This window comes from Pseudomonas sp. B7(2017) (assembly GCF_002112745.1).
In the GTDB taxonomy this organism is placed as follows: Bacteria; Pseudomonadota; Gammaproteobacteria; order Pseudomonadales; family Pseudomonadaceae; genus Aquipseudomonas; species Aquipseudomonas ekonensis.
The window spans coordinates 21237-48215 of sequence record NZ_NEIP01000016.1 but is presented as its reverse complement, the minus strand read 5'-3'; the positions used below and the strand labels follow the sequence as shown (position 1 = coordinate 48215).

19 protein-coding genes and 2 pseudogenes are annotated in these 26979 nt (G+C 66.4%); 3 read left to right on the top strand and 18 right to left on the bottom strand.

All coding sequences use genetic code 11. The features are described from left to right. Nucleotides 1-25: 25 nt before the first annotated feature. From CAG29_RS23180 to CAG29_RS29165, 10 genes and pseudogenes are all read right to left on the bottom strand, one after another. Nucleotides 26-2809: a malto-oligosyltrehalose synthase gene (locus CAG29_RS23180; protein WP_085695199.1), complete on the bottom strand. Its 2784-nt coding sequence runs from the start codon at nucleotides 2807-2809 to the stop codon at nucleotides 26-28. Further along, on the bottom strand, nucleotides 2806-4884 hold the full coding sequence (malQ, locus tag CAG29_RS23175) for a 4-alpha-glucanotransferase (RefSeq protein ID WP_085586092.1): 2079 nt from the start codon (nucleotides 4882-4884) through the stop codon (nucleotides 2806-2808). The genes CAG29_RS23180 and malQ overlap by 4 nt, the downstream gene beginning before the upstream one ends. Next, a complete protein-coding gene (gene treZ, locus CAG29_RS23170) occupies nucleotides 4877-6679 on the bottom strand; it encodes a malto-oligosyltrehalose trehalohydrolase (RefSeq protein WP_085695198.1) in 1803 nt (600 codons plus the stop codon). Before treZ ends, malQ begins: the two co-directional genes overlap by 8 nt. Before the next feature lie 18 nt (nucleotides 6680-6697). Next, nucleotides 6698-8284, bottom strand: a complete 1587-nt coding sequence (gene glgA / locus CAG29_RS23165; RefSeq protein WP_085586088.1) for a glycogen synthase GlgA — start codon at nucleotides 8282-8284, stop codon at nucleotides 6698-6700. Between the two features lie 546 nt (nucleotides 8285-8830). Continuing rightward, on the bottom strand, nucleotides 8831-9784 hold the full coding sequence (locus tag CAG29_RS23160; protein ID WP_085586086.1) for a D-2-hydroxyacid dehydrogenase family protein: 954 nt from the start codon (nucleotides 9782-9784) through the stop codon (nucleotides 8831-8833). Between the two features lie 13 nt (nucleotides 9785-9797). Then, nucleotides 9798-10838, bottom strand: coding sequence for an alpha/beta fold hydrolase (locus CAG29_RS23155; protein ID WP_085656955.1), 1041 nt, complete (start codon nucleotides 10836-10838; stop codon nucleotides 9798-9800). Nucleotides 10839-10924: 86 nt separating this feature from the next. Next, nucleotides 10925-11359, bottom strand: coding sequence for a YqaA family protein (locus CAG29_RS23150; protein WP_085586081.1), 435 nt, complete (start codon nucleotides 11357-11359; stop codon nucleotides 10925-10927). Next, nucleotides 11359-11805, bottom strand: a complete 447-nt coding sequence (locus CAG29_RS23145; RefSeq protein WP_085586079.1) for a DUF411 domain-containing protein — start codon at nucleotides 11803-11805, stop codon at nucleotides 11359-11361. The genes CAG29_RS23150 and CAG29_RS23145 overlap by 1 nt, the downstream gene beginning before the upstream one ends. A 174-nt stretch (nucleotides 11806-11979) precedes the next feature. Next, nucleotides 11980-12507: pseudogene (locus tag CAG29_RS29170) on the bottom strand (methyl-accepting chemotaxis protein); the annotation flags it as partial. Between the two features lie 333 nt (nucleotides 12508-12840). Then, a pseudogene (locus CAG29_RS29165) lies at nucleotides 12841-13965 on the bottom strand (cache domain-containing protein); the annotation flags it as partial. A 376-nt stretch (nucleotides 13966-14341) separates the two neighbouring features. On the opposite strand from CAG29_RS29165, the gene CAG29_RS23135 reads away from it, so the two are divergent. Next, nucleotides 14342-14875, top strand: coding sequence for a hypothetical protein (locus CAG29_RS23135; protein WP_085586075.1), 534 nt, complete (start codon nucleotides 14342-14344; stop codon nucleotides 14873-14875). Between the two features lie 43 nt (nucleotides 14876-14918). On the opposite strand, the gene CAG29_RS23130 is transcribed toward CAG29_RS23135, so the two are convergent. The 6 genes from CAG29_RS23130 to CAG29_RS28570 all read right to left on the bottom strand — a co-directional run bounded on the left by CAG29_RS23130 (nucleotide 14919) and on the right by CAG29_RS28570 (nucleotide 22369). Continuing rightward, the gene (locus CAG29_RS23130; RefSeq protein ID WP_085656956.1) at nucleotides 14919-15830 is read right to left on the bottom strand and encodes a GNAT family N-acetyltransferase; all 912 of its coding nucleotides are present in this window, start codon (nucleotides 15828-15830) and stop codon (nucleotides 14919-14921) included. Continuing rightward, the gene (locus CAG29_RS23125) at nucleotides 15830-17119 is read right to left on the bottom strand and encodes a phenylacetate--CoA ligase family protein (protein ID WP_085695197.1); all 1290 of its coding nucleotides are present in this window, start codon (nucleotides 17117-17119) and stop codon (nucleotides 15830-15832) included. The genes CAG29_RS23130 and CAG29_RS23125 overlap by 1 nt, the downstream gene beginning before the upstream one ends. A gap of 47 nt (nucleotides 17120-17166) precedes the next feature. Continuing rightward, a complete protein-coding gene (locus CAG29_RS23120; RefSeq protein ID WP_085695196.1) occupies nucleotides 17167-19569 on the bottom strand; it encodes an aldehyde dehydrogenase family protein in 2403 nt (800 codons plus the stop codon). Between the two features lies 1 nt (nucleotide 19570). Continuing rightward, nucleotides 19571-20701 carry an acyl-protein synthase gene (locus tag CAG29_RS23115; RefSeq protein WP_085656958.1) on the bottom strand — a complete coding sequence of 377 codons (1131 nt, stop codon included), beginning with the start codon at nucleotides 20699-20701 and terminating at the stop codon, nucleotides 19571-19573. 9 nt (nucleotides 20702-20710) lie between these two features. Continuing rightward, complete coding sequence (locus CAG29_RS23110; RefSeq protein ID WP_085695195.1) at nucleotides 20711-21964, bottom strand: MdfA family multidrug efflux MFS transporter; 1254 nt, start codon at nucleotides 21962-21964, stop codon at nucleotides 20711-20713. A 264-nt stretch (nucleotides 21965-22228) separates the two neighbouring features. Continuing rightward, nucleotides 22229-22369, bottom strand: a complete 141-nt coding sequence (locus tag CAG29_RS28570) for a hypothetical protein (RefSeq protein ID WP_170930006.1) — start codon at nucleotides 22367-22369, stop codon at nucleotides 22229-22231. A 157-nt stretch (nucleotides 22370-22526) separates the two neighbouring features. Here CAG29_RS28570 and CAG29_RS23105 point away from each other — a divergent pair, with 157 nt between their 5' ends. Then, on the top strand, nucleotides 22527-22715 hold the full coding sequence (locus CAG29_RS23105) for a hypothetical protein (protein WP_085586062.1): 189 nt from the start codon (nucleotides 22527-22529) through the stop codon (nucleotides 22713-22715). An 18-nt stretch (nucleotides 22716-22733) separates the two neighbouring features. On the opposite strand, the gene CAG29_RS23100 is transcribed toward CAG29_RS23105, so the two are convergent. Next, a complete protein-coding gene (locus CAG29_RS23100) occupies nucleotides 22734-23111 on the bottom strand; it encodes a fe2+ zn2+ uptake regulation protein (RefSeq protein ID WP_085633190.1) in 378 nt (125 codons plus the stop codon). Nucleotides 23112-23410: 299 nt separating this feature from the next. On the opposite strand from CAG29_RS23100, the gene CAG29_RS23095 reads away from it, so the two are divergent. Continuing rightward, on the top strand, nucleotides 23411-25750 hold the full coding sequence (locus tag CAG29_RS23095; protein ID WP_085695194.1) for an acylase: 2340 nt from the start codon (nucleotides 23411-23413) through the stop codon (nucleotides 25748-25750). A 53-nt stretch (nucleotides 25751-25803) separates the two neighbouring features. On the opposite strand, the gene CAG29_RS23090 is transcribed toward CAG29_RS23095, so the two are convergent. Beyond that, a complete protein-coding gene (locus tag CAG29_RS23090) occupies nucleotides 25804-26805 on the bottom strand; it encodes a FecR family protein (protein ID WP_085695193.1) in 1002 nt (333 codons plus the stop codon). Nucleotides 26806-26979: the final 174 nt, after the last annotated feature.

The window sequence follows — 26979 nt, the reverse complement described above, 5'->3', positions numbered from 1 at the left end:
AATGCTCCTGGACTGAACTCATGCTTTAGAAGAGTTGGATAAACAGATTGACCGGGATCTCCCCCAGCGCGGCGCTGACGTTCAGCTCCCTGTTTTTTGTGACTGCCCCGCTTGAGAAAAGTCCCTTCAGGTTTGTTTCCCCGGGGGCGAACGGCAGCATCACTCGGGTGTCGCCCCAACGCAGCGCGTCCACCTGGGGCACGGCACCGTTTTCCAGCAGGGCGGCGCAGCGGACCGGCACCACGATGATGGCCCGCTGTCCCTCATGCTCGCGGGCGAACGCGAGCACGTTGTGCGCCTGGCTGCCCAGCACCTCAAGGGCCTGATAGGAACCCCGGCGAAACAGCTCGGTGTGTTCGGCGCGCCGTTGCAGCGCCTGGGCGATCAACGCCTGCTTGAGGCGCCCGTCGCGCCACTGCGTCAGCAACTGCGCAACCGGCACGTCGGCCTGCAACGCCTGCTCCCGCGCCGGGTAGTCCACCGGCCGGCGGTTGTCCGGATCCACCAGGCTGAAGTCCCAGAACTCGTTGCCCTGATACAGGTCCGGCACCCCCGGCACGGTCATGCGCAGCAAGGTTTGCGCCAGCCCGTTCAGGGCGCCGGCGGCGGCGATGCCGTTGACCGACTTGGCCAGCGCGGTCCGCAGCAGTTCGCCTTCGGGGGCCAGCAGCAGTTGTTCGGCGAAGGTGTGCGCGGCGTGTTCGTAGGGCTCGTTCGGCGAACTCCAGCTGCTTTGCAGCTTGGCTTCGCGCAGGGCCTTGCGTTGCCACTGGACGATGCGCCCGGCGTACTCGGCCATGGACGCGTGATCGTCGAGGTCCAGCTGCAACGGCCAACTGCCGACCAGCGCCTGGTAAAGGATCAGTTCGTCGCCGGACGACGGCACCTGGTCACCGCTGCGCAGGGGGCGGGCCAGGGCGCGCCACAGCTCGACCTGTTCGGCGTACCACGGGCCGCGCTCGCTGATCGCCGCCAGGCGCGCGCGGCTGTCTTCGCCGCGTTTGTGGTCGTGGGTGGCGGTGGTCAGCAGGTTGTCGGGAAAGCTCGCCAGACGCTGTCGGTTCGCCTCGTGGAAGTCGCTGACCGGGGCGCTGAAGCGTTCGGTGTCGTAACCCACGTCGTTGCGCGACAGCAGCACCGCCGAGCGGTACAGCGCGGTGTCCTCCACGGCTTTGGCGGCGGTGGGGGAGGTCAGTTGCTGAAAGCGCACGCAGGCATGGCGCAGGATCTTGCGCGGGCGGCCCCGGGGCCTGCTGCGCCAAGGGTCGCCGCCGAGCCAGCGGGCCAGGCACTCGAGCACCGGCCAATCGCTTTCGCCCAGGCTTTGGCGTGCGCCTTCCAGGGCTTGCCCGAAGAACACCTCGTCGCGGGCCGGACGCCCCAGCGGGCCGATGTAGGTGCGGTACACCGGGAAGTGCACGATCAGCGCCTGCAACGCCCGGCGGATCGAGCCCAGGGTGAGGTCGCGGGTCATCAGGTCGTCCCGCGCCACTTGCAGCAGGGCTTGGGCGACGCTCTCGCAGTCGCTGGCCAGCGAACCGTTGAGGATCTGCTGTCGCGCCAGTTGCGCTTCTTCGGCGAACGCGGCGGGCCGCTCCGTGCGACGCTGCCAGAGTTCGCCGAGCACGTGCTCGCCGGCCGGGTCATGCTGCAGCAGCGATAGCTGGTTCATGAACTCGTAGCCGGTGGTGCCGTCCACCGCCCAGTCGGCGGGCAGCGTTTCGCCGGGGCCGAGGATCTTCTCGACATAGATCGGCAAGCGGCGCCCCGGCGTCAGCCGGTCCAGCCTTCTGCGCAGCTTGCGGCAGTAGCCGCGCGGGTCGGCCAGGCCGTCGATGTGATCGATGCGCAAGCCGTCGACCAGGCCTTCGGCGATCAGGCGAAAGATCGTGCCGTGGGTGGCCTCGAACACCGCAGGCCGCTCGACCCGCAGGCCGCCCAGCTCGTTGACATCGAAGAAGCGCCGCCAGTTGATGTCATCGGCGGCGGTGCGCCAGCTGGCCAGCCGGTAGCTCTGGCGCTCCAGCAGGCGGTGCAGGCGGGCGAAGCCTTCTTCGGTCTTCGAGTCGTACAGCGTCAGGTTGCGTTCGATGGCCTGCAGGATCGGCCCGTCGTTCGCCAGTTCCGCCAGTTCTTGCTTGAGCGGGATCGACAGCGAGCGGGCGTCGCTCTGGTAACTGAGCGCCTCGAAACGGTCGGCCAGCGCCTTGAGCCGAGACCGGCGCTCCTCGTCCAGCGATTCGTCGGGCTTGAGCAGTTCGCCGTAGTCGCTGGGGCAGACCGGGAAGCGGTGTTCGTAGTGTTGAACGTGGAAGGCGCCGGCATCGAAGGCCAACGGCAGGGTGGCTTCCTGCAACGCGACGCCGTAGTCGCTGCCCAGGAACGGCAGCAGCAACTGGCCTTCCATCAACGGGTCGGGGGAGTGCCACTGGATGTCGAAGAACTCGCCGTAGGGGCTCAGGCGTCCCCATTCCAGCAGGTCGAGCCACCATGGGTTGTCGCCGCCGCCCACGGCCATGTGGTTGGAGACCACGTCCAGGATCAGGCCCATGCCGTGCTCGCGCAGGGCCGCCACCAACTGGCGCAGCGCCGCTTCGCCGCCGAGCTCCGGGTTGACCCGGGTCGGGTCGACCACGTCGTAGCCGTGCAGGGAGCCGGCCCGTGCGGCGAGCAGCGGCGAGGCGTACACATGGCTGATGCCCAGCCGGGCAAAATACGGCACCAGCGGGATCGCCTGCGCGAGGGTGAACCCCTTGTGGAACTGCAGCCGCACCGTGGCGCGCAGCGGCCGGGCCGGCGGCGCGCTCATCGGTCACGCTCGGCGGCCTGCAGGCGAGCGCAGGCGAGCAGTTCCAGGCGCCGTGCGGCGTCCGCGCCGTCGAGCAACGCTTCGCCGAGGCCCGGCAAGCGCCTCGACCAGTTGGGGTGGGAGTCGAGGGTGCCGGGCAGGTTGGCTTGCTCGTCCAGGCCCAATGCATCTTCCAGCGGCAGCAGCACCAGCGGCGCCCGGGTATGGCCGAGGAAACGCACGCTGGCGTCCACCACCTGATCGGCCTCGTGGGATTCCTCGCGAAAGTTCTGCGGATCCTGGCTCAGGGCGGCGCGCAGGCCTTCGCGCTCCCGCTCGCGGTAGCGGCGCCAGTCGATTTCGCCGTTGGCGTCGATCAGCCCCAGGCGCGCGTTCCAGTCGATGTCGCGGCCGTGCCACCAGCCGTTGAGCGTCGGCAGGTCGTGGGTGCTGGTGGTGGCCAGCGCGTTGTCGGGCCAGTCGAGGATCGGCTTGAAACGGGTGTTGTCCTGTTCGAACAGCAGCACGCGCATGCCGAGCATTCCCCGGGCGCTGAGCTTTTCCCGCAGCCCGTCGGGCACGGTGCCCAGGTCCTCGCCCAGCACGATGGCCTGATGGCGGTGGGACTCAAGCGTCAGCAGGCGCAGCAGGTCGTCCACCGGGTAGTACAGGTAGGCGCCGTCCGCCGGGGCCGAGCCGTTGGGGATCACCCACAGGCGTTGCAGGCCCATGACATGGTCGATGCGCAGGCCGCCGGCGTGGGCGAAGTTGGCGCGGAGCATGTCGATGAAGGCGCGGAAGCCGTTGCGCACCAGGCCCTCGGGGGAGAATGCGGAGATGCCCCAGCCTTGGCCGCTGCGGTTGAGGATGTCCGGCGGCGCGCCGACCGTCAGCGAGGCGAGCAATTCGTCCTGGAAGCTCCAGGCCTGGCTGCCCGCGCCGTCGGCGCCCACCGCCAGGTCGGCGATCAGGCCGATGCCCATGCCGGCGCTGCGGGCGGCGGTCTGCGCGCGCTCCAGGCCGCGGTGGATCAGCCACTGGCAAAAGGCGAAGTAGCCGATGCGGTCGGCCTGCGCCTCGGCGAACGCCTTCAGCGCCGCGCCTTGCGGGTCATGCCACTGGGGCGGCCATTGGCGCCAGTCGAGGCTTTCGCCGTTGGCGGCGCGCATGGCCTGGATCGCCTCGAACCGGCAGTGGTTCTCCAGCGCTTCGCCGCCGGCATGGCGGAAACTGGCGAAGTCCGGATGCAGCGGGTGCTGGCCGGCGATGAACCCGTCGTACAGGGCCTGCAGCAGCGTTTGCTTGGCGTCGGCGGCGGCCGGCCAGTCGATCAGCGTGAGGTCTTCCAGGTGCCTGAAGCGGTCGCTCAGGCCGCTGCTGTCGATCGCATCGCGCAGGGCCCGCTCGCCCAGGATCATTCCCGGCGCGGCGTACAGGGCATTGAGGAACAGGCGGCTGGACGGCGAATAGGGGCTGTAGCGCCCGGTGTCGGCGCTGAACATCGCGTGCAGCGGGCTGATCGCCAAGGCATCGGCGCCGCGTTCGCCGGCCACCCGGGCCAGTTCCTCCAGGGCCTGGGTGTCGCCGAAGCCTCCGTCGCCGGGGCGGCGCAGGCCATACAGTTGCACGCTCAGCCCCCAGGCGCGGGGAACCGGTTGGTCCACCGCGTCGGCGACGGTGTAGCAGCGCGGCGGCGCCACGGCCAGGGTGAAGCGCTGGCCGGCGATGTGCACGTTTTGGTAGCCCACCGGAACCAGGCCCGGCAGCCGGGCCTGGTCGTCGAGCCTCAGGGACAGGCGTGCGCCGTCTTCAAGGTGGATTTCGCAAGGTGTGTCGGCCTCGAAGTAGCGGGCCAGGTCCAATGGCGTATCGACATCGACGGTCAACAGGGGCGGCAGGCGGCGTTCCTGCTGGCGTTGCTGCAGCTCCAGCAGGCTGGCGTCGATCTCCTGGGCGGTGCCGGCCGGATGGCCGAGTTCGGTGAGCACCGCGCGCAACACCGCCGGGGCGACCTTCTGCGGGCGGCCGTTGGCGTCGATCCAGTCCACGGCGAGGCCTGCCCGGCTGGCGAGGATTTCCAGTTGCGCATCACTCATGCACGCTCTCCGTCAAAGGGGGCAAAGGGGTGGCGGCCGTGAGGCTGACCAGCGCGCAGTGCGCAGGCAGCAGGCCCGGTTCGGGCCACTCGTCGGCGGTTGCCGGGAACAACCGCCGGGCGTCAGGGCGTGGAGGGTTGACCTGCGGCGACTCGCTCAGGTTCAGGTCGATTCGCAGTTCGCTGCCGTCGCCCAGCCGCCAGCGTGCGCTGACGGCGCCATGGCCGAGTACTTGAGTGCCCAGGGCCTGGGTGCCGGGCAGGTGCGGGATGATGTGCCGGTGACGCAGCTGCAGCAGCTGCCGGTACAGCGCCAGGGTGGCGTGTTGCCGGGGCGTGGCGGTGCCTGCCGGCCGTGGTTGCGAAGCGAGGAAGGTGCGTTCGGCGTTGGGGTCGGGAATCCGCTCCCGTGCGTGCGGGTCGGCGAACGCGCTGAAGGCGGCGAATTCGTTGCGCCGGCCTTCGCGCACAAGTTTCGCCAGTTCGCCGTGATGGCTGGTGAAGAACAGGAACGGCTGTTCGGCGGCGTATTCGTCGCCCATGAACGTCAACGGAATCATCGGCGACAGCAGGAGCAGCACCGTGGCGGCTTGCAGCGCCTTGGGCGCGGCCAATTGATGCAGGCGCTCGCCGAGGGCGCGGTTGCCGATCTGGTCGTGGTTCTGCAGGAACAGCACGAAGGCCGTCGAAGGCAGGTGTTCGCTGGGCTCGCCCCGTGGCGTGCCGTGGCGGGAGATGTCGCCCTGGAACACGAAGCCCTGGCTCAGGCACCGGGCCAACTGTTCGGTCGGGTGTTCGGCGAAGTCGGCGTAGTAGGCGTCGGTCTCGCCGGTCAGGAGTACGTGAAGGGCGTTGTGGCCGTCGTCGTTCCACTGGGCGTCGTAGGCTTCTTCGAGCAGGCTGGCCTGATTTTGTTCGTTTTCCAGGGTCAGCCAGACGTGGCGGGCCGGATCCACCTGCCGGCGCACGCGATGGGCCAGTTCCTGGAGGAAGTCCGGATCCTCGATGGCGTGCACCGCGTCCAGGCGCAGCCCGTCGAAGCGGTACTCAAGCAGCCACATCAGCGCGTTTTCGATGAAGAAGTCCCGCACTTCGCGGCGGCGGAAGTCGATGGCCGCGCCCCAGGGCGTGTGCTTGTCCTCACGGAAAAAGCCCTTGGCGTAGCGGTGCAGGTAATTGCCGTCGGGGCCGAAATGGTTGTAGACCACGTCGAGGATCACCGCCAGGCCATGTCCGTGGGCGCTGTCGATCAGGTGCTTGAGCTGTTCCGGCGTGCCGTAGGACGCCTGCGGGGCATAGGGCAGGACGCCGTCGTAGCCCCAGTTGCGCTCACCGGGAAACTGCGCGACCGGCATCAGCTCGATGGCGGTGAAGCCGAGCACCGCGAGACGTTGCAGGTGCTGCTCGACCTCGGCGAAACCGCCCATGGCGCCGACGTGCAGTTCGTGGATCACCGCTTCGTTCCAGGGCCGGCCGTGCCAGGTGGTGTGCCGCCAGGCATAGGCATGGGGGTCGACCACCACGCTGGGCCGCGTAAGACCACCGTCCTGCGCCCTGGAGGCCGGATCCGGCACCTCCAGTTCGCCGTCGATGCTGAAGCGGTAGCGGCTGCCGGCCGGACACGGGGTCTTGATCACGAACCAGCCGTCGGCCTGGGGCAGCATCGGCAGCGAGCGGCCGCCGTCCAGTTCGACGCTGACGTAGAACGCATCCGGCGCCCACAGGGCGAACTGCGTGTGCCCGGTCTCCAGCAGGGTTGCGCCGTGGGGCCAGGTTTCAAGGGACCGTGACGGCATCGCTGACAACCTCCCTGGTTATTTGTGGCTCGCTTTGCCCAGCGCCTTGGCCACCAATTGCTCGTAGAGTTCGGCGTAGGGCTCGACGGCCTTGCACCAGTTGAACGGCGCGGCCATCGCCCGGCAGCGCATGGCGTTGAGCAGGCCGGGGTAGGCGAACACCTTGAAGGCGCGGCTCAACGCTTCGCGGTAACTGTCGGCCGTGGATTCGTTGAACAGGAAACCCGTGACGCCGTTCTCGATGGTATCGGCCAGGCCGCCGGTGTTGCGCGCCACCGGCAGCGAGCCGAAACGCTGGGCGTACATCTGGCTCAATCCGCAGGGCTCGTAACGCGAGGGCATCAGCAGGAAATCGCTACCGGCGAACATCCGCCGGGCGTCGGTCTCGTTGAAGCCTATGCGCACGCCGATCCGCCCCGGAAAGCGCAACGCCAGTTCACGCATGGCCTGTTCCTCTTCCGGTTCGCCGCGGCCGATGATCGCGATCTGGCCGCCGTTGCGTACGATGTACTCCGACACCGCCTCGGTCAGGTCCAGGCCTTTCTGGTAGACCAGCCGCGAGACCACGGCGAACAGCGGGCCGTCGCAATCGTCCAGGCCGAACAGCTCGCGCACATGGGCGGCGTTGGTCGCCTTGCCGTCCCAGTCGCCGATGGCGAACGGCGCGAACAGGTGCGGGTCGGTCGCCGCGTCCCAGCTCTCGTCGATGCCGTTGGGGATGCCGCTGAGCAGGCCTTGCTGGGTCTTGGCGGCGAGGAAACCGTCCAGGCCGCAGCCGAAGTCCGGCGTGGTGATCTCCTGCGCATAAGTGGCGCTGACCGTGGTGATGTGGCTCGAATAAGCCATGCCGGCCTTGAGGAACGACATCTTGCCGTAGAACTCCATGCCTTCCTGTTGCAGGGCATGGGCGGGGATGCCCAGTTCCGGGCAGGAGCCCAGGCTGGTGACGCCCTGGTAGGCCAGGTTGTGGATGGTGAACAGGGTCGGGGTGCGCTGCCCGCGCCAGTGCATGTAGGCGGGGGCCAGGCCGGCGGGCCAGTCATGGGCGTGCACCAGGTCCGGGCACCAGTGGATCTGCGCCAGGTTGGCGGCGATGTCGGCGGCGGCGAGGCCCAGGCGGGCGAAGCGGATATGGTTGTCCGGCCAGTCGCGGCCGTTGTTGGCGCCGTAGGGCGAACCCTCGCGGGCATAGAGTTCGGGGCAGATCAGCACATAGATGACCAAGCCGTCGGGCATGTCCATGCGCCCGATCTTGCACGGCGGCAACGCCGCGTGGCCGCCCAGTTCGCCGACGACGTGGATCGGGTTTTCGCTGTTCATCACTTGCGGGTAGCCGGGGATCAGCACGCGGACATCGTGCAGGTGGGCCATGGCCCGGGGCAGGGCGGCGGAGACGTCGCCCAGGCCGCCGGTCTTGACCAGGTCGGCGATCTCCGAGGTGACGAACAGCACTTTCTTGCGGTTGGGGTTCTGGCCGGTCGCGGGCGTCAGCGGACGGGCCACCGGGGCGTTGATCGACCGGCTGCCGGAAACGGTCATGGCGTTCGCGTCGCCGAGGGACGAATGGGCACGCTCTCCCTGAATATCCAATGCCGCTCTGATCATTTGAATCTCCCGTGTCTTTGAACTGATTCTTGTCTGGAACAAGCGATGTCCATGGCCGGATCCTGTGGCCGGGCGCAAACGCGCCATGCATCGGAGAGCACACGCTACCCAACACGCGCAAGCAGAATGGGTGAAGAGGCCATTGCAAGAGTCGAACCAGCCGCCTTGGCCCTGTCTTTCTGATGACCTGTCGCGATCAGCAAAAGTTTCTATTGTTTTTCTACTTTGTGACCGGTCGGTCTTGTGCCGCGAAAATCAGTCTAGGCCAGATCCTAGAGCGGGCCATGACAAACGCATGAATTGTTTGACAATCCGTTTCCGGGCCTTGGAAACCGTGGGCTGCGGGGCGAGACGCACCGACGAAGTGCAGGTTTTGCGGCGGGCTTGGCCCCAAGTTGGTGACCGGTCAGTCACGATTCCGGGCGCGGGGAAGGGGCAGGTGCACTATTGCGGTGCGGTGGGCGGGGAGACAGTCAGGCATCATCGCGGGCAGGTTCGTGGCTACAGCATTCGACTGTAGACGCGTGCCTGCCCGCGAGGGCGGCGTCAGTTGAGCAAGCGCAGCGGTTCACCGGCGGCCCAGGCCTGAATGTCTTCGATCATCTGCGAAAAGAACAGGCTGTAGTTCTGCCGGCTGACATAACCGACATGAGGCGTGGCCAGTACGTTATCCAGCGTGCGCAACGGATGCAGCGCCGGCAGCGGCTCCTGGTCGAACACGTCCAGCGCGGCCCCGGCGATCTGGCGCTTCTGCAAGGCCTTGATCAGCGCCGCTTCGTCGACGATCGGGCCCCGCGCCGTGTTGACCAGCAACGCCGTCGGCTTCATCCAGCCCAATGCCTGGGCATCCACCAGGCCGCGGCTGCGCTCGCCGAGCACCAGGTGCACCGACAGCACATCGGCCTGTTCGAACAGTGCCTGCTTGCCGACCAGGGTGACGCCGGCCTGCGCCGCGCGTTCGGCCGTGAGGTTCTCGCTCCAGGCGATCACGCGCATGCCGAACACTTGACCGAACTGCGCCACCCGCTGACCGATGGCGCCAAGGCCCAGGATGCCCAGGGTCTTGCCGTGCAGGTCGCCGCCCAGGCCTTGCTGCCACTGGCCGGCGCGCAGGGCGTTGGCTTCGTTGACCAGGTTGCGGGTGGCGGCCATGACCAGCGCCCAGGTCAGTTCCGGTGCGGCGTGCTTGTAGCTGTCGGTGCCGCAGACCTTGATCCCCAGCCGGGCGGCAGCCGGCATGTCCAGCGCGGCGTTGCGCATGCCGCCGGTGACCAGCAGCTTGAGGTTCGGCAGGCGCCCGAGCAGGTCTTCGTCGAAGCGGGTGCGTTCGCGCATCACGCAGATCACGTCGAAACGGGCCAGGCGGGTGGCCAGGGTGGCGTTGTCCGCCGGGTAGTCGTGAAGGAACGTCACCTCGCCCAGCGGGTCCAGCACCGACCAGTCGACCACGTCGCGGGCCACGTCCTGCCAGTCATCGAGCACTGCAATCTGTACCGCCATCAGCCTTACCTCTTCAACGAACGGGAGGGGGGTTGTCCAGCCAGCCCAGCAGCGCCTGGTGGAACTGCGCGGGCTCTTCCATCTGCGGCGCATGGCCAAGGCCCGGGAACTCCACCAGCGTGGACTGCGGGATCAGCCGGGCGACCTGTTTGCCGAGCTCGTCGTAACGGCCGATCCGGGCTTTCACCGGCGGCGGAGCGATGTCCTTGCCGATGGCCGTGGTGTCCGACGTGCCGATCAGCAGCAGGGTCGGCATCTTCAGGTCCTTGAACTCGTAGTAGACGGGCTGGGTGAAGATCATGTCGTAGATCAGCGCCGAGTTCCAGGCGACCTGAGTCTTGCCCGGGCCGTTGCTCAAGCCCGCGAGCATGTCCACCCAACGGTCGAACTCAGGCTTCCAGCGGCCGCCGTAATAGGTGCTGCGCTCGTAGTCGCGGATGCCTTGGGCGGTGACCTTCAGTTCGCGCTGATACCACTGGTCCACGGTGCGGTAAGGGACGCCGAGGGCTTTCCAGTCTTCCAGGCCGATGGGGTTGACCAGCGCCAGCCGTTCGACCTGGTCGGGGTAAAGCAAGGCGTAGCGGGTGGCCAGCATGCCGCCTGTGGAATGGCCCAGCAGCGTGGCTTTCTGCACGCCCAGCGCCTTGAGCAATTGCTGGGTGTTGGCCGCCAGTTGCTGGAACGTGAACTGGTACTGCGCGGGTTTGCTGGAGGTGCAGAAGCCGATCTGGTCCGGGGCGATCACCCGGTAGCCGGCGTCGCTCAGGGCCTTGATCGAGCCGTCCCAGGTGGCGCCGCAAAAGTTCTTGCCGTGCATCAGCACCACGGTGCGCCCGTTGGCCTTGCCGTGGGCGGCGACATCCATGTAGCCCATCTGCAGGGATTGGCCTTGGGACTGGAAGGCGAAGTGCTTGAGCGCGTAGGGGTATTCGAAACCTTGCAGTTCGGGGCCGTACTGCGGGGCTTCGGCCAGTGCGGTCAATGGCAGGGCAGTCAACGGCAGGGCGGTGCTCAGGAACAGGCCGGGCAACCAGCGGCGGAGCGAGACGGGCATGGGACGGACTCCGGTGGAAATCGGCCGATGCTGGAACGGCCGGATTAGGGCGACGTTAAACACAGGCAATACCCGCACGGGAACGTTCAACCGGCCCAGCCCAGGGTCAGCAGGGCCAGCACCCCGTAGCGGGCGCCCTTGGCGAACGTGACGATGAGCAGGAAACGAGCGAGCGGTTCGCGCATGGCGCCCGCCACCAGCGTCAGCGGATCGCCGATCACCGGCAGCCAGCTGAACAGCAGCGACCAGCGACCGAAGCGCCGGTAGTGGGTACGGGCGCGGTCCATGTGCCGTGGGCTGACCGGAAACCAGCGCCGGTCCTGATACCGCTCAAGCCCCCGTCCCAGCCACCAGTTCACCAGCGAGCCGAGGACGTTGCCCACCGTCGCCACCGCCAGCAGGCCCCAGAGCCAGTAGCGGTCGCTGGCCAGCAGGCCCACCAGCGCCGCTTCCGATTGCAGGGGCAGCAAGGTCGCCGCCCCGAACGCGGCCAGGAACAGCCCGACGTACGCCGTGGCCATCAGTGGGCCGGGTAGTCCGCCACCACCACATCAGTGCCGTCCTTTTTCAGGCCGATGACCTGATAGGCGTCGCTCATGCCGTCCATCTCCATGCCCGGCGAGCCCATCGGCATGCCCGGTGCGGCCACGCCGAGCAGGTCGTCGCGCTGGCTCAGGGCCCGCACCTGTTCGGCGGGCACGTGGCCTTCGACGAACTTGCCGTTGAGGATCGCCGTGTGGCAGGACGCCAGGCGCGGCGGTACGCCGTGCTGTTGCTTGAAGGCGCTCATGTCGGACTCGACATGATCCTCGACCTTGAAGCCGTTGGCCTCCAGGTGGCTGACCCACTTCTTGCAGCAGCCGCAGTTGGCGTCGCGGTGGACTTCGATCGGGATGAGGTCGGCGGCCTGGGCCAGGGAAGAGAAGAGCAGGACGCCCAGGGCGGTCAGACGCAGGAGGTTTGGCATGGCAGGTTCTCGACTCGGGTGACGGCCAGAAAAGGAACGCATTCTGACCGGTTTTTCCGGCTCGGCATCAACGGAGTGTTTCCAATTAATACGAAGCGGGCTGACAGCATGATCCTAGATCAAGGCTGTCAGCCCGCTGAGCGCCAGATGACAAATCCGTCAGCCGCGCAAGGTTCACCGCACCTTGAACCGCCCCATGATCGCGCTCACCCGGCCGTTCGCCTCTGCCAGCTGGCGGGTGTTGAGTTCGCTGGCCTGGCCGCTCTGCACCAGTTCGTCGACCATCTGCCGGATCTGCACCATGCTGCGGTTGATCTCTTCGGTCACGGCGCTTTGCTGTTCGGCGGCGGTGGCGATCTGGGCGCTGAGGCTGTTGATGTGGCCGACGGAGCCGGCCATCTCGTCCAGCCCGGCGTTGACCCGGGCGGTGGCGTCGGCGGCCGACTGGCAGCTGGCCTGGGTGTTTTCCATGGCGCTGACCGACGAACTCACGCCCTGGGTCAGGCGGGTCAGCATTTCGTTGATTTCCGAGGTGCTGGCCTGGGTGCGGGCGGCGAGGGCACGAACTTCATCGGCCACCACGGCAAAGCCGCGGCCCTGCTCGCCGGCGCGGGCCGCTTCGATGGCGGCGTTGAGGGCCAGCAGGTTGGTCTGGCCGGCGATGGCGCCGATCACCCCGAGGATCTCGGTGATGCGCTGGGCGTCCTGTTGCATGCTTTCGACCTTGTGGGTGGCGCTGGCCACTTCGTCGATCAGCGCCACCACGCTGCCGGAGGCTTCGCCGACGACGACCCGCGAGCGGTCGGCGTTCTCGTTGGCGCGGCGGGTGAACGCGGCGGTCTCGGCGGCGTTCTGCGCGACGCTTTCGGCGGTGGAGCTCATTTCATTGATGGCCGTGACGGTCTGGTCGGTTTCCGAGGCGTGGCGCAACAGGATCTGGCTGGTATGCGCGGAGGTGCGTTGCAGGTTGTCCAGGCTCGAGGCCATGGCGCCGGTGGCCTGGGTCACTTCGCCGATCATGTTCTGCAGATAGGCGATGAACGCATTGACCGAATGGCCGATGGCCCCCAGTTCGTCCTCGGCGCGGATGGTGATGCGCCGGGTCAGGTCGGCGTCGCCGCTGGACAGGGAATCGATGTTGGCCTTGAGGGCCTTCATGCGCTGAATCAGTTGGCGGATGGCATAGACCTGCCACAGCACCAGCAGGATCACCAACGGAATCTGCAAGAGGCTCAGGGTGCCGAGCACGTCGTCGCGCTGGGCGGTGATGGTGCTTGTCGGCAGGGCGGTGGCCAGGAACCACGGGGTGCCTTCGATCGGGCGCATGAAGAAGGTGCTGGCTTCGCCGTTGTCGTCGAACTCGCTGCGCTGGGTCCGGTCGCGCTGCTGCAGGCCGGCCTTGACCTGGCTGGCGAAGGGCGAATTCAGCTCGCTGATGTTCTTGAGCACGATCGGGCCGCTGATGCGCGAACTGTTGCTGATGATCTTGCCGTCGGCCTCGACGATCAGCATTTGCGCGTTGAGGTCCTTTTCCTTGCGCGCCACCAGGTCGTTGAAGAAGCCCAGCGTCACGTCGATGGTCGACACGCCCCAGGCCGCGCCGTTCTTCTGGATGGCCATGGCGCAGTTGGTGCGCGGCTCGGCGCTGGCGTCGTCCTTGTAGGCGGCGGCCCAGGCGCACTGGCCGCGCGGGGTCTGCATGCCGCCCTTGTACCAGCTCTGGTCGTAGTAGTTGGGGGCCGCGTCGCTGTTCCAGAAGGTGTTCACAGCCAGTTTGCCCGAGGCGTCGCGGTGCCAGAACGTGCTGAATTTGTTGCGTCCGGCCTCACGCTGGCCCGGCAGCGGCCAAATACCGCCGCCGAACACCTTGAGTTCGCCGTACTGATCCACCAGGCCCGGCAGCACCGTGTCGATGGCCGCGCTGTCGAGCAGGGGGACGGTCTGGGTGATGCTGCGTTGCTGGGCCTGGACCTTGTTCAGTTCGCCCTGGATCTGTTCGGCGACTTCGGCGATCCGGTTGAGCGCCACTTGCTCCTCGGTCTGGCGCAGCTTGGGCGCGACCAACTGACTGATGCCGACCACGGTCAACACAGAGAGCAAGAGGATGAACAGAACCAGAAACAACGTGTAGCGAGCCTGAATGGTGCGGAATGCGGGCATGAAGACCAGTCCTTGAGCGGCGATTCTTATTGTGGGCAGCGAAAAAAACACGCAGGTGTCCTTAGCTATCGTCGGCGTTTCGCGAAGCTTTAGGTACTTTCGTGCCAGAACGGCAGTGGGCGACAAACGGGCGTATCCGAACTGTTACAGAGAAACTAACCGAACCGTACGTTAGAGCAAAATAACTACTTCCGCCGTTCGCTTATGCCGCTCTGGGTCAATGGATTCGGGGTGTCCGTCATTTGTGTCAAGAATGTACAAGAATTGTAAAAAAGGACAGAAAACGGTTGGTGCTATCACTTTGCCGGCCGATACTCGCGTCCAATCAAGTCGTTCACCAAGGACTTTCCATGTTCATCCCGCAAGGAGCCCAATCATGACCGTCGGCTATACCGGCGCCTGGCAAAGCAAGGCAGGCTTGTTGGTCAGAGACACCCGTTCATCGAGCAAGCCCGTCTCCCAAAGCGTCAAGGTCAAGCAGATGCTCGCCCTGGTGGGCAACGACCCCACCGCGCTCAACACGGCGGAGATGGACAGGCAGCGCCTGCACAAGAACATCAAGGGGTTCGATCCGGAAAACGTTTCGCCCAAGCAACTGGGCACCCTGAGCACGTTCCTGCGCAGCCGCGGGCTGATCTCCGACATCACCGCGATGACCTTGCTCAACGCCGGCGACAAGTTCGACCGCTTCGGCGTCCAGAAGGATCCGGATGCCAAGTTCAACGCACTGGAGTATTTTGCCACCCAACTGGACACCATCCAGAACAACAACCTCAAGGGCAACAAGTACGCCAACGGGTTGATTCCGGAATACAAGAAAGCCATTTACGTGCTGCAGAACCTGAAGACGTACGGACAGGGCGGCGAACGCGCCCTTCCGAGCGACAAGGGCGTCAACGCCAAGGCGTGACGAACGACAAAGGCCCGCCCCCTCAAGGCGGGCCTTTTTTGCGTCAAGGCCGGGCGCTCCGCTGCAGGTCGTCCTGCAGACCCTGCATGTAAGGGCAGTGCAATGTCAGCGCGCATTGCCGCACGCCCCGGTGGAACAGCGCCAGCCAGCCGTTGCTCCCGTCATCCGGCGTCACGCCGCAAAACACGAACCCGGCGTGCGACAGGGTCTGCAGATCCGAGGCGAAGTCCTGCCCCAACCTGAGCCTGAGGGAAATCCGCCAGCGTTCCGGGAGGCCGATCAACTGCCGGGCCAACTCCGCGTCGAGCGCCTCAAACACCCCATCGTAGCGGTCGCCGCGCAAGCGCAGGCGTGCCGCGGGTCCGACCCAGGGCTCCGCTCGGTGATCCGTGCCGAAGACATCGCACAGGTGCTGCATGAGGCGCCGAGAACTGTGTGGCCAACGTTGTGCAGGCAGAGGCCGCCGATGGCCGGCGAGGGGCCGGTAACCGATGACGACGGACTCCGGTTCCGGATCGCCGACGGGCGAGGGCGCGTAGTCCGCAAACAGGGCGGTGCCGTGAAAACCCAGCGTCTCGGCCATGCGCTGGGTGTAGGGGTGCCGGGTCACTTGCTTGATCGTCACGCCCCGGTAGCCCATGGCCTCGGCTTGGGTCAACAGCTCCCGGCCCAGCCGTGTCGCGATGCTTCGGCCGCGGGCATCGGGGTGCACCACGCTCAGCGCCAGTTCGGCGGTGCGCCCGCCCTCGTCGCGGATCAGCGCCGCATGCCCCACCACCCGGTCAGCGCTCACCGCCAGCAGGGAGTGCCAGCGGCCATCCGTTTGGTTCTGGGTGATCATGCGGGGCAGATACACCTGGGGTTGAACGTAATGGTGTGCGTAGACCTCGCGGAACAACTGAGTCACGGCGGCCGCATCGTCGCTGCGGTAGCGCCGCAGAGTGACCGGCTCCATCACGGCTGCTCCCGGGGCTGATTTTGGTAGGGGCGCAGATCCACCACCCGCCGGCATTTGCCCGAGCGCGGATGGCGCAGCAACTGCTGCACCGTGCAGCGGCCGATGCGCAGCTCCAGCAAACCGTCGGCGATCAACCGTTCGATCTGCGGGTTCTGTGCGGTCAGCGCATCGCGCAGCGACTGCCCGACTGTCTCGGTGCCGGGGCATGAGGCGTCCGGCACCCAGTTCAGGCTGACGACGTCCCGGCCTTCGCATTGCTCGATGAGCAGCTGCCAATCGTCACTGGCGGTGATGCGCCGCACGCACTCGCCGATGGCGTGCGGCTCCAGGCTCAGGATGCCGACCCGCACCCGCTGGCTGTCGCTGCTGCGGCCCGTCAGCGCGAACTTGCGCTGCGGCGTTCCGGGCGGCTCCCGCCAGCAGGCGCGGTCGCCGACCGGATAGCGGATCAACGGCATCAGGCGGCGGGTGAGGTTAGTGACCACCAGCCGGCCGGGGCGGTTGCAGGCTTCGATCGCTTCGCCCGTTTCCTCATCGAGGATCTCCAGCAGGCTGTGGCCGTCCGGCGTGCGGTGTTCATCCATCGCGCAATCGGGGTGGCGGGTGCCGATGAGCCCGGCATCGACGCTGGCGTAACCGATGGACGCCACGCGAGCCCGGGGAAAGGCCCGTTCGAGCAATCGCCGCTGGCCGGCGAATACGCTTTCGCCGCCGTAGAGCAAGGCCGTGACGCCCTCAAGCGTCTGGTCCCGGCCGGCGAGCCAGGCGGCGAACGTCAGCAGTTGCGCGGGCACGCCAGCCAATACGTTGATCCGATTGCGCACGACCGCCTCGGCCAGGGGCGCCGGATCCACGCTGCCGGTGAAGGGGTACTCGGTGATGGCGGTTCCGACGTGCGCGAGGGCATCGTGGACGAAAATGAAACTGGCATACAGATCGCCGACAAAGAACAGGTTGGCCACCCGGTCGCCGTGGTTCAGTTGCAGGGCCAGGCTGCGGCCGAAGTCCCGGGTCAGCATGTGCCATTCGTCACGGCTGAACACCGACAGCTTGCCGTCGCCGGTGGTGCCGCCGGTCTTGAACACCAGGGCGCCGTCTGCCTCACCCGTCAGCACCGGCCAGCGGTCAAGGTGTTGAGCGTCTTTCCAGTATTCGCCGGGATCGACGACCGGCAGTTGAGACAGTGAACCGAAGTCCCGGGGGGCGTCTGCATGAAGCAGTCGGTAGTAGCGCGAATGCCGACGGGCGAACGTCACCAGCCCGTTCAGCGTTGAAGTGCTCAGCATAATGTTCTCGACAGTGGATTCAGGGGGAGTGAGCGCTGCGCCAGCCATCAGCGGCGCGAGTCGATCAGCAATGGCGTCTTGCCGCTGTGCCGGTTGCGGGTGAACCGCTCGGCGGGGCACCTTTCGATCTCCAGCGTCAGCAATCCGGTGTCGATCAAGGTCGCCAGGATCGGGTAGCCCAGCAGTCGTTGGCGGGCATCCTCGACCGGCCGTTCGCTGCGGATCCGCAGGCGTTCGAGGCCGTCGGGGGCATGGTCGAGCAGCACCTGAAACGCCGTCTGCAGGTGCTGCGCAAGCTCGGCGAGGGAGATGAAGTCGGTGCCGATGCGAATGAGCTTGCCGTGGCGATCCAGCAGCTCGAAGCGCGGCGAAACCAGACCGCAGGCACAACGGCCTGGCACCCAGCGTCCGCTGTCGCCGATGTCATAGCGTTGCACGTCCTGGCTCTGAGCCCCGATCGAGGTGAACAGCAGGCGCCCGGGCTCCTGACCGCCCACCGGCCGGTCGGCATCGAACGCGACGATCTCCAACTGTTGGGTCTCGCTCATCAGATGAAAGATGCCATCGCCCGTGGCGCGGCAGGCGTGCCCCAAGGGGCCTGCGTCGACGCTGCCGTAAATGGCCGAGCGGATCAGCGAGACCCCGCAGCTGCGCATCAGCGCTCGGCTTGGCTCGCTCAGGTGCTCGCCGCCGGTGAACACCTTTTCCAGGCCACCGTAGGCCCGCAGGCGTTCCTGTCCGTCGAGGAACAGGCGGTGCAGGGTGCTGGGCATGCCGACCAGCACCGTCGCCCGCAGGCGAATGATCAAGTCCACGATTTCGCGGTAATCGTCATCGGCCGGGGCGCCCATGGGCAGGTGGGTGACGTCGAGCAGTTCCAGGGCCTTGGCGAAACTGAAGAATCCGCCGTACAGCCCGCCGCTGAAGAACAGGTTCATCACCCGGTCGCGGGCCGGTTCCAGGCCCGCCGCAAACAAACCGTCGGCGGTGGCGCGCATGTGCCGGCGGAAGTCGCGGTGGCTGAAACCCGCGAGCGCCGGGGCGCCGCTGCTGCCGCCGGAGCGGAAGTACAGCTGCGCCGCCGGGTCGACCGGTCGCTGGGTGAAGGCGTCCTTGGACAGGATCGGCCGCTCGCCGGGCGGCGGCGCGGCGGGCCCCTCATCCAGCGTGGTGCGGCTGCCCGACAGGGCCGCGGTCAGGCTGACCGACACTCGTCGGCTCAGGCGCTGCAAGGCGTAGACGCCATCGTGGGGTTCGCCGGGGTAGCCGTCATGGATGGACGGGGCCGGCGCAAGGCGGGTGACGCCGGCGGTGAGCAGCCGGCGCGACAGGTCGGCCACGTCCTGTTCGGCGCACTGCAGCGCGCAGCTTTGCAGCCTGTTGCGCCACGGCAGCAGGGTTTCAGTCAGCTGCGCACGGGGCACCGGGCAGAGGTGCACGGTGCGAAACAGCGGCGACGGTGTCAGCGGCTGGTCGTGGCTCCAGATCACCCGCCAATGCCGGCCGTCCCAGACGTGGCCGGTCTCTGCGGCGAAATGCCGGCCCAGCCGGGCCATCGCCGTCACGGTGGTGATTTCCGACGCCTCCTCAAGGGTCGGCTCAAGGATCGGCCAGTGCTGCGAGCGGCGTTCGAACGCCTGGGCCAGCGCCGCGCCGATCCGCTGCAGCAGCGCCGGATCGTCGCTGTCCACCAGCAGCCATTGCGGGCTGGAGCAGGCCTGTTGGTCGAGACGGCAGACTTCGTCGACCACCGCCTCCAATGCTGCCGGCGAGGCGCTGTCCGGGGTCAGGTACGCGAAGCTGATGCGGTGGCCCCAGTCGATCCAGCGGCAGCCGGGCGGCAACTGTCGGCTGATCGCCTGCAACGCCGCTTCGCCGCCCCAGGCCGAGACGCCGTCGGCCCATTGGCACAGCTCGCGGGTTTGCGCGGTGGTGGCCGGCAGTACCGCCACATGGCCGGCGAGCAGGCCGTCGGGGGCGCAGTGCACCAGCGCGTGCAGCAGTTGCGCGGTCAGCCCCGTGTCGCTGGCGCTGGGGCGCAACCAGTTGACGTTGCCGGCCAGCAGGCTTTCGACCACGGCGCAGAAGGCCAGCAGCGGCGCATTGCCGGGGGTGATGTGAATCACCAGGCCCAGCGGGCTCCAGCGTTCAAAGCGCGATTGCCGGTAGTCGGTGCGGCGCAAGGAATCCGCTTGCTCGCCGAGCTCGCGCTCGACTTTTTCGCGCAGCGCCGACGGCTGGCAGAAGTCGATCAGCGCCTGGCGTTGCTCGGCTTCCAGGATCGGCAGGGCAGAGACGTCCCGCAGACGTTCGGCAAGGGCGGCGGCTGCGGCGATCACGGTCGTTGATCGCACTGCGGTTGCCAGGCGTTGCGGCAGTTCGGTGCGCAGGTGTTCGAGTGCGTCGCTGAGGGTGCAGTCGTCGCGCAGGTGTCCGTTGATCAGGTACATTTCAGTGGGTCTCCAACAGTTCGGCGGCGGCCATGGCGCAACTTCTGCCTGGGCTGGTGCCGGCGCGTCCGTGCAGTTCGAACCAGTCGCCGGTCAGGCCGCAGCCGCAGTCAGCGCCGGGGTGCAGGGTGGCGAGGTCGCTCATGACCACGGCATGGGCCGGGCTTGAGGTGATGTAGGGGGAAACGAAGCCCAGCAGGCCCGGACGGCCGTAGGGCTGGACGCGCAAGTCCGCCGGATCGCGCACGAACGCCTTGGCGTACACCGGCACATGAAAGCGGTGCCGGGCGCATTCGATGTAGGGCACCGCGTGCTCGACCGCGCCGTAGCCGTCGCGGCAGCGGGCCGGCGTGATGCCCAACTGTTGCTGAATGCGTCGGTAGAACCGCTGTTTGGGGATCTCTTCGCTGGCACGGGCCTTCCAGCCGCCGCCGAAGAACGCCAACGAGTCCGGCGGCAGCTGCAGGTCAGGCAGGCCCTGGGCGCTCATGTGCTGCAACGCTTGCCAGAGAAACGCGGGAAAGCCCAGGATGCGCACCGGCAGGCCTTCCTCGGCGAACGACTGCAGCGCCTGGACGACGCCGAACAGATCGAAGCGATGGCCGTCGGCGGTCGGGCGCAAGGCGTAGGCCACCCGGTGGGCCGGGGCGAACCGGCACAGGAACTGATCGGTGTAGGAGGTGCCCAGGCTGATGCGGCCCTGGGGCTCGTAACTGAGCAGCAGGTAATTGCAGGGCGCGTGCGGCGTGTCCCACCCGTAATGGCTGAAGATCCGGCCGACCATGAACTGCGCGGCCTCCAGGCTGCGCCGGTCATAGCGCATGCGGCTTTTCTGGCCGCGGGTGCCGGACGAGGTGAGTTCCAGGGCGTCTTCGCCGGTCGGGCTGAGCAGCATGCGGCGCTTGAAGAAGTTGGCGAACACCGGCGGCAGCCGCGACCAGTCATCGAGGCTGTCCAGATCCGCGACGGTCAGGCCGTTGGCCTGGAGCCAGGATTCATAGCCGGGCGTGTGCCGGGCATGGAACCGCGAGACTTCGGCCATGGCCCGGTCGAACAGGCCCGGCGGTACGGATTGCGGGCAATAGGGCTGCGTCAACGCGCAGAGCGCATCGCTGTGGGGGAAGTGGAACACGGATTGTCCTTATTGTGGTGCCGCAGAAGTTCGGCCGTTTGGCTGGCCGCGAAGGAAACGGTGGAGCAGGGGCAGGCTGAGCAGGCCGCCCAGCGCGGCCCAGAGGGCAAAGGAGGCCAGCCGGGTGCCGCCGCCGACGGCGACGATGAGGGCGCCGCCGGCCCCCATGACGCCAATGGACAGCATGCCGGCGGCGGCGGACACCAGGCCTTTGCTGTCATCGCTGGAGAACAGCGCCAGGCGATACAGGGCGGCGTTGCTCATGCCCACGCCGAGGGCGTAGACCGAAAGCCCGCCGATCAGCCAGACCACCGAGGGCGAGGTCGCGGCTGCGCCGGCCAGGATGAGGAGTCCAAGGCAGAAGGGCCAGAGCGAAAGGCGGATCACGGCGGTCAGGTCGCGGCTCGCCAGCAAGCGGTCGAGGATCAGGTTGCCGACGATGACTGCGCAAAACACCGGTATCTGCCACAGCGCGTACGCTCGGGTGGACAGGCCTGAAACCTCCACCAAAAGCAGCGGCGCCAGGCCGATCCAGGCCATCAGCGGCAAGCTCATCAGGCCCAAGGCGAGGCAAGCGCCCAGGAACCTGCGGTTGCGCAGCAAGGTCAGGTAACGGCGGCCGATCCGGCGCCAGCAGAACGGGGATGAAGCCTGTGGCGTGTGGCCGTGCCGCAGGCTGGCGACCGTTTCCGGCATGCACAGGTAGAGCCCGATCCATGCGACGGCGCCGATGATGCCCAACCCCAGAAACAGGTCGCGCCAACCGATCCATTCCAGCAAAAGACTGCCGAGCAGCGGGCCCAACAGGGGAGACAGCAAGGCGACGTTGCCCAGCAGCGCCATGAGGCGCACGGCGTCGGCCTCCCGGAACGCTTCCTGCAACGCCGGATAGCTGACGGCCACGACAAAGCCCAACCCGATGCCTTGCACAAAGCGCAAGGCATTGAAGGCTTCAATGCTGTGGGTGGCCCATGCCGCCGCGCAGGCCGCACTGAACAGCGCACAGCCGGCCAGCAGGGCGGGGCGTCGGCCGAACCGATCCGACAAGGGGCCGATCAGCCATTGCAGGCAGGCGCCGCCGATCAGGTAGAGATGAAAGGCATACGGAACATGGCGCGTATCGGCTTGCAGCTCGCGGGTGACGGCTGACATCGCGGGCATGACCACGTCGCTGGCCAGGTAGGTCAGGCTTTCGAACAGGGTGATGGCCAGGCAAAAGCCGAACACCTGTACGGGCCGAAGGGGGATGAGGGTTCTTTGCATGCGCGTCCATGGCGGTCAATCGATGAGGAGCGCAAAGAATAGGGGGCGGGGGCGGGAGGCTGCCACGCCGCAGGTGTGACCCGATGTTTGGCCGATTTGCAACGTGTTGCCAAAGAGGCCTTTCCTGCGCTGGCCGGTTTCTTTTCCGGTGCGTTTCAGGCCGGGTGCCCCACGAAAAATGCCCACATCCTCGTGGGCATTCCTTCAGGTGTTCATCAATTGGTTACAGTTGAATGGAGCGCGACAGGCTCCTGGGCGACGGGCTTATCGATGGTAGTAATAGCCGGGGCCTTGCGGAGCGTAGTAACGGTGACCGCCATGCCAGCCGTCGTGGGGAAAGATGATGCAGCCGCTGAGGGTCAGCAGTGCAAGAACCGGAATCAGCCAGGTGATTCGACGCAGCATTTCGAAAGTCCTCATGGTTAACGCCGCCTGCGAGCCAAAACTCGTCATCGGCTGTAACATGAGACCCCGCCCGCTGCCGCGCATCCCCGCAATACGGTAAGCGCATGGCATGCAAGCCGATACAAACCGGATACATTCCAAGATTCAGGAACCCGCAATGACCCAGTCGCAACGCTTGAAATATTCGATTCTGATCGCCCTGGCCGTTCTGGCGATCATGCTCGGCCTGTCCTGGCTGCAGAACGCCGGCATGATCGGCGAGAAAACGTTCCAGTACATCGCCATCGGTGTGGCGGTGGTCGTGGTGGTGATCAATGGCGTGATGCGCCGCAAGGTCAAGCCCTGACGGCGATCGCAGGCGGCCTCACTCGGCGTTGAGCACGGCGCAGGCCTGAGGGTGCAGGCTGTAGCTCTTGTCGGCGTTGTAGATGACCACGCCTTCGGTGCACAGGCGTTTGAGCACTTCGCGCACGCTGAGGAAGGACAAGGGAATGTCCAGGTCCAGCAACTGGCTGTGCACGCCGCGCACACCCAGGCGGCGGTCGTTCTCGGCGGCGACCAGCAGGGCGTCGATGACTTTCAGGCGAATCAGGCTGGTGCGCAGGCCGAAGCTTTTGAGCAGCAGGCGGATGCGCTCGTTGCCGTGGCGCTCGGGGCGTTGACCGAAATTGCTCGCGAGGGGGCCCATCGAAGCGCCTTGCGACGCCAGGCTACCGTCCGTTGGTAGTGGTGGGTTGTACATGGGATTACTCCTTTCTCAGAGCCTGATCAGGAAAATGTGGCTGCTCTCTCTGTAACAAGACGAATCAGCACGCCAAATCATGAAGGTCAAAATGTAGAAAATTTGTCGCCGATTCGTTGTTTCTCCGTCATCACGGGGCGGAACGGGCGTCGGGCCGATTAAATTTTTTTTACCGGGCTCGTTCTCTGATAAGGCTCATTGCGCGTGGACGCGTGGGTGTTTCCGGAGCGGATCCGGTCTGTCCCGGTGCCCGGGCAAGACGATCGGACCTGCTCTTCGGCATTTGATCAGGAGCGAGCGTGATTATTTCCAGGCAGTTAACCGGACTGGCCCTTGCCGGTATGTTTCTCGGGCTGAGTCTGCCCGCCCATGCGTTGAGCCCCTCGGCCCAGACCGGCGCCGACATCCGCCGCACCGGTTTCGGCGTGCCGCACATCAGCGCGCAGAACGAGCGCGGCCTCGGCTTCGGCATCGGTTATGCCTACGCGCAAGACAACCTGTGCCTGCTGGCCAACGAGATCGTCACCGTCAACGGTGAGCGTTCGCGTTATTTCGGGCCGGAACAACTGACGGTCGAGGAACGGGAGAACCGCGTCAGCGACTTGTTCTTCACCTGGCTCAATACCCCGCAGGCCGTGCAGGCGTTCTGGCAGGCGCAGCCGGCCGAAGTGCGCGACCTGGTGGAAGGGTATGCCGCCGGCTACAACCGATACCTGGCCGAACGGCGCCCGCAGGGGCTGCCGCAGCAATGCCAGGGCGATTGGGTGCGTGACATTTCGGCCCAGGATCTGGTGAAGCTGACGCGCCGTCTGCTGGTCGAGGGCGGGGTCGGGCAGTTCGCCGAGGCCCTGGCCGGCGCCACACCGCCTCAGGCGAGCGCCCGGATCGCCGACGATGCGCGGGCCTACCGGGTGGCCGACCTGCACATGCAACGCTTCGCGCTGGATCGCGGCAGCAACGCGGTGGCCGTGGGCAGCGAGCGCTCGTTCAATGGTCGCGGCATGCTGCTGGCCAACCCGCATTTCCCCTGGGTCGGCGGCATGCGCTTCTATCAGATGCACCTGACCATCCCCGGCAAGCTGGACGTGATGGGCGCGGCCCTGCCGGGCCTGCCGGTGATCAATATCGGCTTCAACCGTCACCTGGCCTGGACACACACCGTCGACGCGTCCAAGCACTACACCCTGTACCGTCTGCAGCTCGATCCGAAGGATCCGACCCGCTACTTGCTCGACGGCCAATCGGTGCCGATGGGCAAGCAGACCCTGACCGTGCAGGTCAAACAGGCCGACGGGCAGGTCGTGCCGGTGACGCGTGACGTCTACAGCTCGCAGTTCGGGCCGGTGGTGCAGTGGCCGGGCAAGCTCGACTGGGACAACCAGTACGCCTACAGCCTGCGCGACGCCAACCTCGGCAACGACCGGGTGCTGACCCAGTGGTATTCGATGAACCGCGCCGCGGACCTGAAAGCCTTCCAGGACTCGGTGCACAAGTTCCAGGGCATCCCATGGGTCAACACCCTGGCGGCGGATGACAAGGGCCAGACCCTGTACATGAACCTGTCGGTGGTGCCCAACGTCAGTGCCGACAAACTGGCCCGATGCAGCGATCCGCGTGCGGGCCTGCAAATGATCGTGCTCGACGGCTCGCGCCGCGACTGCGCCTGGGACATCGACCCCAAAGCGGCGCAGCAAGGCATCTACGCCTCCGGCCAATTGCCGCAGCTGCTGCGCAAGGACTTCGTCCAGCATTCCAACGATTCGGCTTGGCTGGCCAACCCGGCCCAGCCGCTGACCGGGTTCTCGCCGCTGATCAGCCAGGAAGGCCAGCCGTTGGGCCTGCGTTCGCGCTTCGCGCTGGACCGCCTGGCCTCGTTGGGCAAGAAAGGCAAGCTGTCGGTGCAGGACCTGCAGGCCATGGTGATGGACGACCAGGTGTACCTGGCGACCCAGGTCATGCCGGATCTGCTGAAGTTCTGTGAGGCGAGCGCCGACGGGCAAGCGCTGAAAACGGTGTGCGCGGACCTTAAGGCCTGGAATGGCCGGGCCGACCTGGATGCGGGCCTTGGGCTGGTGCACTTCCAGAACATCATGCAGGCCTTGCAGGAAGCGCCGGACGTCTGGCGTGTCGCGTTCGATCCCCAGCAGCCGCAGACGACCCCGCGCGGTCTGGCGGTCGAGCGGCCGGCGGTGGCCAAGGCAGTGGGTGAAGCGATGCAGGCGTCCGCCGAATCGGTCGCCAAGATAGGCCTGCCGGCGCAAGCCCGTTGGGGTGACGTGCAAGTGGCCAGCAGCGGCGCGCATCACACGCCGATCCATGGCGGCCCGGGCACGCTGGGCATCTACAACGCGATCCAGAGCGTGCCGCGCGAAGATGGCCGGTTGGAGGTGGTGAGCGGCACCAGCTACCTGCAGGTGGTCACGTTCGACGACAACGGGCCCCATGCCCAAGGGCTGCTGGCGTTCTCGCTGTCGAGCGACCCTGCGTCGCAGCATTCGAAGGACCAGACCGAAGCGTTCTCGAAAAAGCGCTGGAGCGTGCTGCCGTTCACCGAACAGCAGATCAAGGCCGATCCGCAGTATCGGTTGCAGACGGTGCGAGATACCAACGAGAAGGCCGGGAAGGTGGCGGCGCAGTAAGCGCCGCTAAACGGATGCAGCATGAAGGCCGTACCCTTTGCGGGGTACGGCCTTCAGCTTTTCGGGGGTTGCTGCGGCATCGAGTTGATGACCGGATTGCCGTCCTGGTTGCGGGTCAGGTAGACCGGCAGCACCTTGGGCAGCGAGGTCACGAGGCTGTCGAGCTCTTTGACGTTGTAGATCCCGCCGACCCGGATCGTGCCGGTGGCGTTGTCGGCGAGCATCAGCGGCTTGGCCAGGTAGCGGTTGATCTGCGGCAGGGCTTCGGTCAGCGACAGGTTGTCCAGCACCAGCTTGCCGCTGCGCCAGGCCAGCGAACTGTCGTTGGCGTAGGTCTGGCTGATCTGCGGCATGAAGTCGCCATGATGGTAGCGGGCCTGCATCGACGGCCCCAGGCGCAGGCCGTCGCCCGGCAGCTGTGCATTGCTGGTGACCAGCACCGAACCTTCGATCAGGTTCACCTTCACCTGATCCTCGTACATCCAGACGTTGAAGCGGGTGCCGGTGACACGGATCCGCCCCTCGCCGGCACGGACGGTGAACGGGTGGTTCGGGTCATGGCTGACCTCGAAGAACGCTTCACCCTTTTTCAGGGTGACATGGCGTCCGTCCTTGTAGTTGGCGTAGGTCAGTTCGGTGTTCAGGTTCAGTTCGACCTGGCTGCCGTCCTTCAAGGTGACCTGGCGGACATTGCCGGAGGCTTCGACATGCTGGTAGCTGTTGGGCAGCCAGCCCAGGTTCCAGCCGGCCCAGGCCGCCAGCGGCACGGCCAGCGCGCTGAAGCAGGCGACGGTGGCGTACTGGCGCCAGGTCCGGACGGGTTTGCCGAGGGGCACGACCACGGAGGGTTCCGGGCGCGGCAAGTGCTCGGCGATGTCCCAGATCTCCAGCATCGCCTCGTACTCGAACGCGTGCACGGGATCGGCATCGCGCCACTGCTCGAATGCGCGACGCTCATCGGCCGTGCAGTCGACCGCGTGCAGGCGCATGCACCAGTGCGCGGCGGCATCGGTGATCGCGTCGTATTCGGCTTCCGAAAGGGTGTTCTGGGTCATCGAGTCGTCCTGATTTGCTGCATTCTAACCTTGACGGGAAGGGGACGAGAACAGCCGTCATGGCTAATTCCCATCAATGAGGCCCGTTTTTCCCGTACGACATCCTGAAAACAGGCTGTATTGAGAACAGTATTCATACGCAGCGTGAAAAAATGATCAAAAGACGGGTCCAGT